The organism is Mesotoga sp. UBA5557 (genome assembly GCF_002425715.1).
Taxonomy (GTDB): domain Bacteria; phylum Thermotogota; class Thermotogae; order Petrotogales; family Kosmotogaceae; genus Mesotoga.
Map to the genome: position 1 here is coordinate 25,868 of NZ_DIMV01000037.1, position 9,166 is coordinate 35,033.

General features: G+C 45.3%; 7 protein-coding genes. 2 read left to right on the forward strand and 5 right to left on the reverse strand.

Going from position 1 to position 9,166, the window contains the following annotated elements:
• Nucleotide 1: 1 nt before the first annotated feature.
• The 5 genes from B3157_RS04255 to B3157_RS04275 are packed head-to-tail and all read right to left on the reverse strand — an operon-like array spanning nt 2 to nt 4,853.
• Complete coding sequence (locus B3157_RS04255; RefSeq protein ID WP_099829635.1) at nt 2–883, reverse strand: glycosidase; 882 nt, start codon at nt 881–883, stop codon at nt 2–4.
• 12 nt (nt 884–895) lie between these two features.
• Nucleotides 896–1,714: a carbohydrate ABC transporter permease gene (locus B3157_RS04260; RefSeq protein ID WP_292589078.1), complete on the reverse strand. Its 819-nt coding sequence runs from the start codon at nt 1,712–1,714 to the stop codon at nt 896–898.
• Complete coding sequence (locus B3157_RS04265; protein WP_214060120.1) at nt 1,711–2,589, reverse strand: carbohydrate ABC transporter permease; 879 nt, start codon at nt 2,587–2,589, stop codon at nt 1,711–1,713. The genes B3157_RS04260 and B3157_RS04265 overlap by 4 nt, the downstream gene beginning before the upstream one ends.
• Nucleotides 2,590–2,607: 18 nt before the next feature.
• Complete coding sequence (locus tag B3157_RS04270) at nt 2,608–3,858, reverse strand: extracellular solute-binding protein (protein ID WP_099829638.1); 1,251 nt, start codon at nt 3,856–3,858, stop codon at nt 2,608–2,610.
• 17 nt (nt 3,859–3,875) lie between these two features.
• Nucleotides 3,876–4,853 (reverse strand): LacI family DNA-binding transcriptional regulator, encoded by a 978-nt coding sequence (locus B3157_RS04275; protein WP_099829639.1) that lies wholly within the window; start codon nt 4,851–4,853, stop codon nt 3,876–3,878.
• Nucleotides 4,854–5,211: 358 nt separating this feature from the next.
• Here B3157_RS04275 and B3157_RS04280 point away from each other — a divergent pair, with 358 nt between their 5' ends.
• Nucleotides 5,212–6,537: a hypothetical protein gene (locus B3157_RS04280; RefSeq protein WP_099829640.1), complete on the forward strand. Its 1,326-nt coding sequence runs from the start codon at nt 5,212–5,214 to the stop codon at nt 6,535–6,537.
• 57 nt (nt 6,538–6,594) lie between these two features.
• Nucleotides 6,595–8,907: a hypothetical protein gene (locus tag B3157_RS04285; protein WP_292589083.1), complete on the forward strand. Its 2,313-nt coding sequence runs from the start codon at nt 6,595–6,597 to the stop codon at nt 8,905–8,907.
• The last annotated feature ends 259 nt before the right edge of the window (nt 8,908–9,166 follow it).

Sequence of the window (9,166 nt, forward strand, 5' to 3'; positions counted from 1 at the left end):
ATCAACTCCTTATCCAGTTGATCACAACCTCTTTCTCGATTGTGGCCAGAGCGATAAGGTTGTCTGCCGCCCCATAATAAACATAATAGTGTCCTTCGTGTTCCACCATTGCATCGGAAAAAACGACATTTGGGACGCCTCCAAACACTTCCCACTCTTCTTCTGGTTCAAGAATCGGTTCATTGCTTCTCTTTATGACCTTCTCAGGGTTCTCTGAGTCTAGTAACATGAACCCCAGTCTGTAAGTAGGTCTAGGAGTGTCTTCCACGCCGTGATACAGTACAAGCCACCCGTATTTAGTTTTGATAGGTGGAGCACCTACCCCAATCTTCAGATTGTCCCACATGCTGGGTCTCGGACCGGCTATAGAAGTGAATCGTGTCCAGGTATTGAGATCGTCTGAATACGCCAGATACATGTCCGGTTCGATTCTGTGGAACATAATGTAGCGTCCGTTCACCTTCTCCGGAAACAGTGCTGCATCCTTGTTGTCGACATCCGGGATAATTACTCCGTGACGCTCCCAGCGGAGAAAATCAGTCGTTGAAGCCATCGAAATTCGTACACCAAGAGGAGAATAGGCCGTGTATTGCATGAAGACTTTTCCCTCCAGCTCCGTTAGCCTGGGGTCCTCAACGCCGTAAAGCTCCCATTGACTTCCGGGAGTAAAGACCGGCTTCTCAAGTCTGTTGAATCTAACACCGTCGAGTGAAACGGCGTAGCCCATTCTTGAAACCATATCTTCTCCCTGGGCCCTGTATAGCATGTGAAAGACTTTTTTTCGTTTGACAACGGCACAGTTGAAAACATACTTAGATTCCCAGTGATGTTGCGGGATCGGAGAGATAAGAGGGTTTAACGGATGTCTTTTCAGTTTGATCACAACTCTCACTCCTTATTTCAATGACATAGAGATTCCTTGAAGGAAGTACTTTCTGAACACCAGAAATATGACTACCATGGGCATAGTCTGAAGGACAGAACCTGCAAGAACCGGTCCCAGGTAACTTCCGTACTGCATATTGAAGCTTGCCAAAAGTACTGAAAGCGGCATCTTTGAATAATCGCTGACAACTATTAGAGGCCACATGAAATTATCCCATATTCCGATGAATGTGAAGAGTCCAACGATAGAGACGGTCGAGCTAGTTAGCGGGATCAACACCTTCGTGATTATCCAGAGGTCGTTTGCTCCATCCATTCTAGCTGCTTCAAGGTATTCGTTTGGAACGGCTCTGAAGGACTGCGTAAACATGAAGACACCCCAAGCGGAAACGAGGGAAGGAAGTATGAGGGCCGTTCTGGTGTCAATTAGACCGAGATTCCTTATGAGGACATATAAAGGGACAATAAAAAGAAATCCCGGGAATATCATCTGAAATATTATGAAATTGAATATCACATTTCTTCCTTTGAAACTTAGCCTTGATAGTCCGAAGCCAACGAGAGCCGAGGTCACTAGTACTCCAAAGGTAACGGTTACAGATATGAATATCGAATTGCCAAGAGCTTGAATAAACGGTCTCTCCATCTTGTCGGCGGCTTCTAGAATGAATCTATAATTATCAAGGGTGAACCGGCTCGGCAGGAATCCGCCATAGATTTCATTAGTTGGCTTGAAAGACGATAGCAGCATCCATATATATGGGTAGATCCATACGACGGAGGCGGCAAAGAGAATGACATAAAGGATAATCATCGGTATTTTCTTCATACCATCTCCACCTCTCTTTCAACAAGCTTCCTGGTGAGCAACACGCATCCGTAACTCAGAAGAGCCACTATGATTGCCAACGCCGATGCGTATCCCGGATTGATTTTCTGGAATGCTGTCGTGTAGATGAGCATCTGGAATGTATATGTGGTTCTCATCGGACCTCCTCCCGTAATGAGGAAGGGCTCGGTGAATATTCCAAAAGTTAGAGTAAGGGAGAGAACCAGAACCATAACTATCGACGGATTTATAAGGGGCAGAGTGATCCTGAAAAATCTGGTCATCTTTCCTGCTCCATCCAGTTCAGCAGATTCATATAGACTCTCCGGTATTGCCTGAAGCCCTGAGAAAAGAATGAGACCGTAGTAACCAATGAATTTCCAGGTTACCATCACAGCGATAGATAGCGTTGCCAGCTGTGGACTGCTAAACCAGGGGATTGTGATTCCGAAAATAGACCTAGTAATGCTGTTTAAGGGACCGTTTATCGCAAACAGCTTTTGGAATATGATCGAGTAGGCGACTCCGGAGGAGACGTTGGCAACGAGAAATGCCAGTATGAAGAAGGTCCTGAACATCTTCACCTTCTTCAGGCCAAGAGCAAAGAGTAAGGAGAGACCGAGAACCATTGGGATGAAGTAAAGCATGAAATTGAAGGTGTTCAGGAAGACCCTCCAGAATAGCTCATCCTGGAAGAGCTTAATGAAATTGTCAAACCAGATAAACTTCCTGGGTGTGAAGTAATTCCATTTCGAGAGTGCCAGAATCAGTAACCATACGAACGGGTACCCCCAGAAAATCGCTGTATATACTAGGTATCCTCCTGACAGAGACCAGCCCTTTATTGCGTCGATGGTTTTCAATCTCTTCCTCACTCAAAATCACCTCTTCTCTTAGAAGAGTTCTCTTCTTACTCTTGTTGCCGCATCGCTCAAAGCTTCGAATGGAGTGGATTTTCCATACATTATTTGTTCGATGAGAAATGTCGTGAGAATATCTTGAACCTCAACAGTCTTGGTGGTTAATGCGGGCGGGACAGCATAGGCAACATGGCTAGCGTAAGCGGCGAACTTTGGGTTCTCATCCATGTATTCTTGAAAGATGGGGTTAGATAGCAGATCCTCTCTTGCAGGAGGAAGGTTGGTAACTTCCATCCATTTCCGATCTTTCTCAATATCTGAGTAAACCCACTTGATGAACTTCCATGCGGCTTCCTTATGCTTTGTTGTTGCAAACATTACCAGTCCCTTAGTATCTGCGAACGTGTATATTGGTTTGTCTTCTGGATAGTCGTCCGGGACTGGAGGTGGAGCGATTGCAATGTGGTCAAAGACATCAGGGAAGAGGTTCCTCGCCTGATTGATCTCCCAAGGCCCGAATATACCACCAAGAACTACTCCGAAGTAGAATGGGTTGCTTCCGAGGTCGACCGCCGTCCAGTTGTTTCTGAACATGGTATCTATGAATGTGACGACTTCTTTCCCCGTATCGTTGTTGAAGAGAGCTCTTGCTTTCTCAACATCCAGGTATGGGGAGCCCTCGCTTGCCGCATAGTAATAGGTTATGAAATCATACCATCTGTCGTACCAGTTTCTGCCCATTACGACCAATGTTCCATACTTCTCGTAAGGGACGGAATACTTCTCACTGATTTCATAGATCTCCGAGTATGTTCTGGGCGGCCTATCATATCCCAGCTCTTTCAGTATGTCCGATCTCCACCACATCATAATCGGATTCGAGTATATTGGGAGCACGTAATAGTCGTTTCCAAATTTCCAGCTTTCGACTATTGAAGTCATCTTCCTCTTCTCCATTAGCTCCCAGAAATCCGGGAAGGAGTTTAGCGGAACAAGTATGTCTGCTTCGATAAGTTGTGCTGCGAAACCCGAGAAGATGTTCGTGCAGATGTCAGGCATTCTTCCCGATGCGATTGATGTGAGTATAGCCTCCTCTGAGCTACCGGCAGCCGGGATCGTTGACCACTTTATCTGGATATCCGGGTTGTTCTGATTCCACTCGGAAACCACTTCTTTCCAGAAACTCTCTTGAAGAGGATTTGGCGCTGTCCAGAAGACAAGCTCAACGCCAAGTAATCCCGAGATAAGGCACAGGAATACCGTTAACAGAATTAGTTTTTTCACGATCTTTACCTCCTTTTCTATAAAGTGCTCTCTCTCTGGACAAATTCGGTAAACAGAGAAATCTTTGTAGGATGAGGTTCATTGCCAATTAGCAGACTCTGCAGTCTTCTTGATGCTACAACCCCCATCTCACGCTTGAAGATCTTGAATGTCGTCAACGAAGGGGTGGTACCGGAAGAGTTTATAATGTCATCAAATCCCATAATCGATGCCTCTTCTGGTATTTTTATGCCTCTTGCCTGAAACTCTTCCATTGCTCTGATTGCGGCCGTATCATTACACCCGAATACTGCGTCTGGAAGCCCGTATCTTGAAAGCAAAAGGTCTATAATCGCGCTCATATTGTCGTTTTCTTCGTCGTATTCAAATGCTCTAGGCAAGTAGCCGGCGCTTTCCATTGCTGAGATATACCCGTCGTATCTATCTCTGAAACCAAAGTGAGACAGGGGACCATGGATGTTCACTATCTTCTTCAGACCTTTTGAGAAGAGCTTTCTCATTCCATATACAGCTCCATCGTAACCATCAGAAACAACACAGTCTACCTTGACACCGGCAAGATACTGATCGACCAGCACAACAGGTTTCCCGCCCTCTTTGACCATTCTCACATCTTTCTCGCTTATTTCTCCACCTATCATCAGATATCCGTCAAAACTATTCGAGAACTCATCTGTCGATACTAATTCTCCTCTCATGTTGTTGTTTAGAAAGAACTCCTCAATTCCATTAAGAACGATAGTGTAAAACTGATCAGATTTGCTGGAAAGAATCTTAAACAATCTTCTGCCAGCGACGATGCCGATGTTGAAGTCAAGCTTTCTGCTTGCAAGGTAGCTTGCAACTTTTGAGGGTTTGTACTCGAGTTCTTCTATGGCTGACAAGACCTTTTCTCTTGCCTTCTTCGAAACGTAGCCGCTCTTATTCAGCACTCTTGAAACTGTTGCGGTTGATACTTCTGCCAGTCGTGCGACATCAGATAGTTTTGCCGACAAGTAAATCACCTCTAGCTATGTAAACGCTTACATCTCTAAAAGTAATATACCTCGATTGAGGCTCGATAATCACATTCGAGTAGCAACTAATAAAGCCATTCAGTTAGTATTTAGAGCTATTAAGTCAGTAATATGCCGTTTTGCATGTCTTAAATAATCGTAGGTATCAAAGTTGATTAAAGTTAGACGAAAAAAGTAAAGTTAGTGCGGAATCAGGTTATATTACCAATTGATTGCCGATAATCTTCGTAAGTCATTATTTTTGATTCCATATCATTCTAGATCAAAGAAGTGACAAGATTCTATAATCTTAAGTGATATGTAAGCGATTTCACATCGACTTCTAGGAGGTGTTTGTATGAAGAGGTTCTTGGTTCTTTTCTTCATAGTGCTTTCGGTCTTTTTAGTTGCAGAGACTATAAGGGTTCCCGTGTCTGTCAATTCCTTCACCGGGGAGCCTGTTGCCGTTACAATTGCCATGAGTGATATTCTTGATCTCGTTGGGGTTGACTTCGATGCCAACTGGGACTCATTAAGAGTTGTTCAAGACGGAAAGGAGCTTCCGTATCAAATTGATGATGCCGATCTGAATGGAAGGCTCTCATCCGGGGATATTCTCTCCTTCTTGATCACAGGTCCTGCAGAGATAACGGTTAGTGACAACTTTGACATTCTTCCCCCAACCTACCAGTCGGTAGGAAAAGTAACTGAGGAAGATGGGCAGTGGGTTATTGAAATCGGGGAAATAACTGCAATTGCCAATAACAAAGGTCTCGTTAAGGTAACTGGTTTCGGAGATGTGGAAGGAACTGTGGTCGATGAGATAGGCATTGTCAGGATGTCGGGTTATGTTGGATCGACCTATTACATCGATGGAGAGTTTGGCAGGCACGAAGAAAAGACGTCGGGGGATTTTGCAGTCAAGGAAGTCTCGGTTCTTCCTGCCGGGCCCGTAGGAATCACTGTTGTTAGCACGCTTGAAGCGAAACCTTTCCTGGGTGTAACTCAAAAAATCATCACCACAATCTTCAGCAATGGGGATATAATTTCTCACAACACCTTTGAATTTGCGACATATGCCGAACTAATGAAACTACAGATAATGGCAACAAGAGTATTGACTGACGTAGCTGAAGACACGGTCCATACGCTTCCTGTATTCAGAAGACTTCTCTGGGCCGATCAGCTTAATATTACACCACTAGAATACTGGCTTGAGAGAAATGCGATAATGTATTTCGGAAACAAGCCCTATATTGTCTTCCCTGCTGTAGATTCAATGAGACCGCTTTGGTGGGGTGCGACGTACATATTTGCTTCTCAGGAAAGCTGGAGAGCCAACTACTCGTTGTCATTGAAATTGGGTGTCGCAGAGATAAACCCCGAAGTACCTGTTGTAGTAGCCGACTACGAGAAATGGATAGGAGGTCTTACTTGGGTATATGAGAGCAGGGAATTCAGGGACGGATACTTCGAATGGATGCCCGGTGAGATTGACATCTTCGAAAGCACTAGAGGTTATGTCTCTTCAAACTGGGAAGACTACGTAAAGCGCTTTGCGGCAGGAGATGTTGTCAGTTTCAAGAGAGTCTACTCGATATTCAACGCCGACTCAATTCAGGATTCAATCGAGTTCGCTGAGCTCAAGAAGTCGGAGATTCAGTCACTCAAGATAGGAGAATAATCGATCTTTGCTTTAGGGTGAGAGGTTGCCTCTCACCCTTTTATTTTGGAGGTGTCTATGAAGAAGGTAATCGTCTTGCTCTTATCTCTTGCTTCAGTCTTGCTTATCGGGATGGAGGTTCAGCTTAATCTAGGACATCTGGAATTCCTTAGAGACGAGTTCTCGATTGAGAATGTCACAAGAGTTGGTTACTGGATTTATGCTGACAGACTTCCCGATGGAAGCTACAAACATGCCGATGCTCCCGGCGAAGGAGTTACATGTGTTGATGATGTGGCGAGGGCGGCGATACTTTATTTGAGACTCTTTGAGACTTCAGGAAAACCTGAGTACTTCGGACGGGCAAAAGAAGCGCTGGAATTTGTACTTTCAATGCAGGATGTCGATGGGGACTTCTACAATTTCGTATTCGAAGATGGAAGAATAAACCTAAATGGGCCTACTTCCAGAAAAGGAGGAAACTGGTGGGCAGCTCGAGCATTATGGGCGCTTACAACCGGAGCACGGATATCTCAAGATTGTGACCCCGAGTTTTCTGTTAAACTGACTGAAGCTGCACATAGGTGCTTCCGAAGAATAATCAGCTTTGAACAGGACGGTCTTATTCATGGCTACACCGACCTCTCATCCGTTGTTCTTCTTGGAGCCGCCGAGTTGTTCATGATAGGCAACGATGCACTCGTGGGAAGTTTCGTTGAAAGGTGTTCTTCTGCTATTCGAGATAAGCTGGTTCTGAATAACGACTCGCTTTTTGACGGTCTTGTAGACGAGGCACCACCTTCAGAATCGAAGTATTACTGGCACGGTTGGGGTTCGAGGCAGCTGGAAGCAATAGCTTTGGCAAGTGCGATTCTAGAAGACGACAATCTTCTTGAAGCTTCTGTAGAGGCTTTCAAGCGAAGCTCGGCGCTTCTGCTGAATGCGGGGCCTCTATACTCATTGTCTCAATACTTGCAACTTTTCCCACAGATAGCCTATGCTGCAGAAGCCGCGATTTCAGCAGGGTATATGCTGTATGAACTGACCGAAGATGATGAGATTGCCTCTACAACGGCTCTTCTTGGAAGCTGGTTCCTTGGTGTCAACAAGTTGAACCAGTCAATGATAGGGAGGAACGGAGAGGGATTTGACGGACTTGAATTCTCACACGTAAATAGAAATGCAGGAGCAGAATCTACGATTTCCATGCTTCTTTCTCTCGAAAGGATCAGTAGGCTTCCCGATCAGTACGAACGGTTCTTTTCTGGTGAAGTAGAGATACTTGCGCCGGTTGAGGTAGTTGAAGCAGAATCCATGAGGGCTGGCCTTTCCGAATCAGCGATAATCCAGGGTACCGGCTTTTCGGGCAATGCCGTAATAAACATCTCAGGAGCATTCAGTCTTCGTATGCCAATAACACTTGCCGAGACATCATATTCAGTATTTGCAGCTCTAAATGAAGTCAAAGCTAACGAAGTGGTCTTTACCTTGAGGCTTGGGGATTCCAGATCAGAGAAGGTAGTCAGCCTAGAGCGGAGAGCCATTCTCAAAATCGGTACTGTAAAAGGTACAGGTAATGAATCTACCTTCACGGTGGGAGGAAGAATAACCGAAGGTAGTTTCGATCTCGATCAGATAATTCTCGTGCCGAATTTGGTGGTTGCTTACGATCCAGGAGAAGATGTCTCCTTTATTCTCAATTTCCGTGGAAGCGAGGAAGCGCAAGAAGGTATTTCAATTGCAAACGGTAGGATCTTTGAAAGAGAGAGAAAGATTACTGAAGTACCACCGTCACTGGTAGTGGATGTTGTCGAACAGGACGGGTTCGTTCATTTGAATCTTGAAGAGCTATTCAACAACAACGGAATTGCATCTTCCGATGAGAGAAAAACGGCGAATTTCGACAACCCTCAGGGATTATTTGGAGCTTCTTACATATCTGCAGAGCTGGAGAGAGAGCTAGAATCAGGATTCCTTTCTGTTGGTGAGACTAGATTCTTAATGAACATCAAAGGCGACGACAACCTAAGACTCACGGGCCAGGCGATTACATTTCCAGCAGAAGTATTCAGTCGTATCTGTATCCTCGGTTCGGCGAACCATGGTGACTACGTCGGTGAAGCGCAGCTGATCTACGAAGATGGTTCGCAGCAAATGATCCAGTTGTCGTTTTCCGATTGGTGCGGAGGGCCATCGACTGGAGAGGAAATTGCGTTCGTGTTTTCCGGCAGATACGATAATACTGGGAATACAGAGAGAATCAAGTGCATGCTGTACTATCGTTGTAGTGATCTTCTTGATAAACCGTTGAAAAGCATAGTCTTTCCTCAGCTGGCTAATGTGCACATTTTCGCAGTCTCGTTTGAGAGATCAGGCTTCGGTGTTCAGTAGCAGTGAAGTTATTTGGAGAAGAATGCCGGTCCGTTGACGCAGGCCAGTTCTGCTTCGCGACCGGAAAACCCGCTTAATGCTTGAGGGAACACGCTGTGCGCTGGGAAAAGCAGTCCTCAGGTTTGCCGTCCAATAGCTAGGATCCGTCCTTCTTAAAGATTAACCGAGAAAGAGCGTTGTCGAGTGCTTCGCTTCGAGAGTGCGAGAATTCATGTTGACCGTCAACGGTCCACCGTTCTCCGAGAAGAGAGAGGACAAG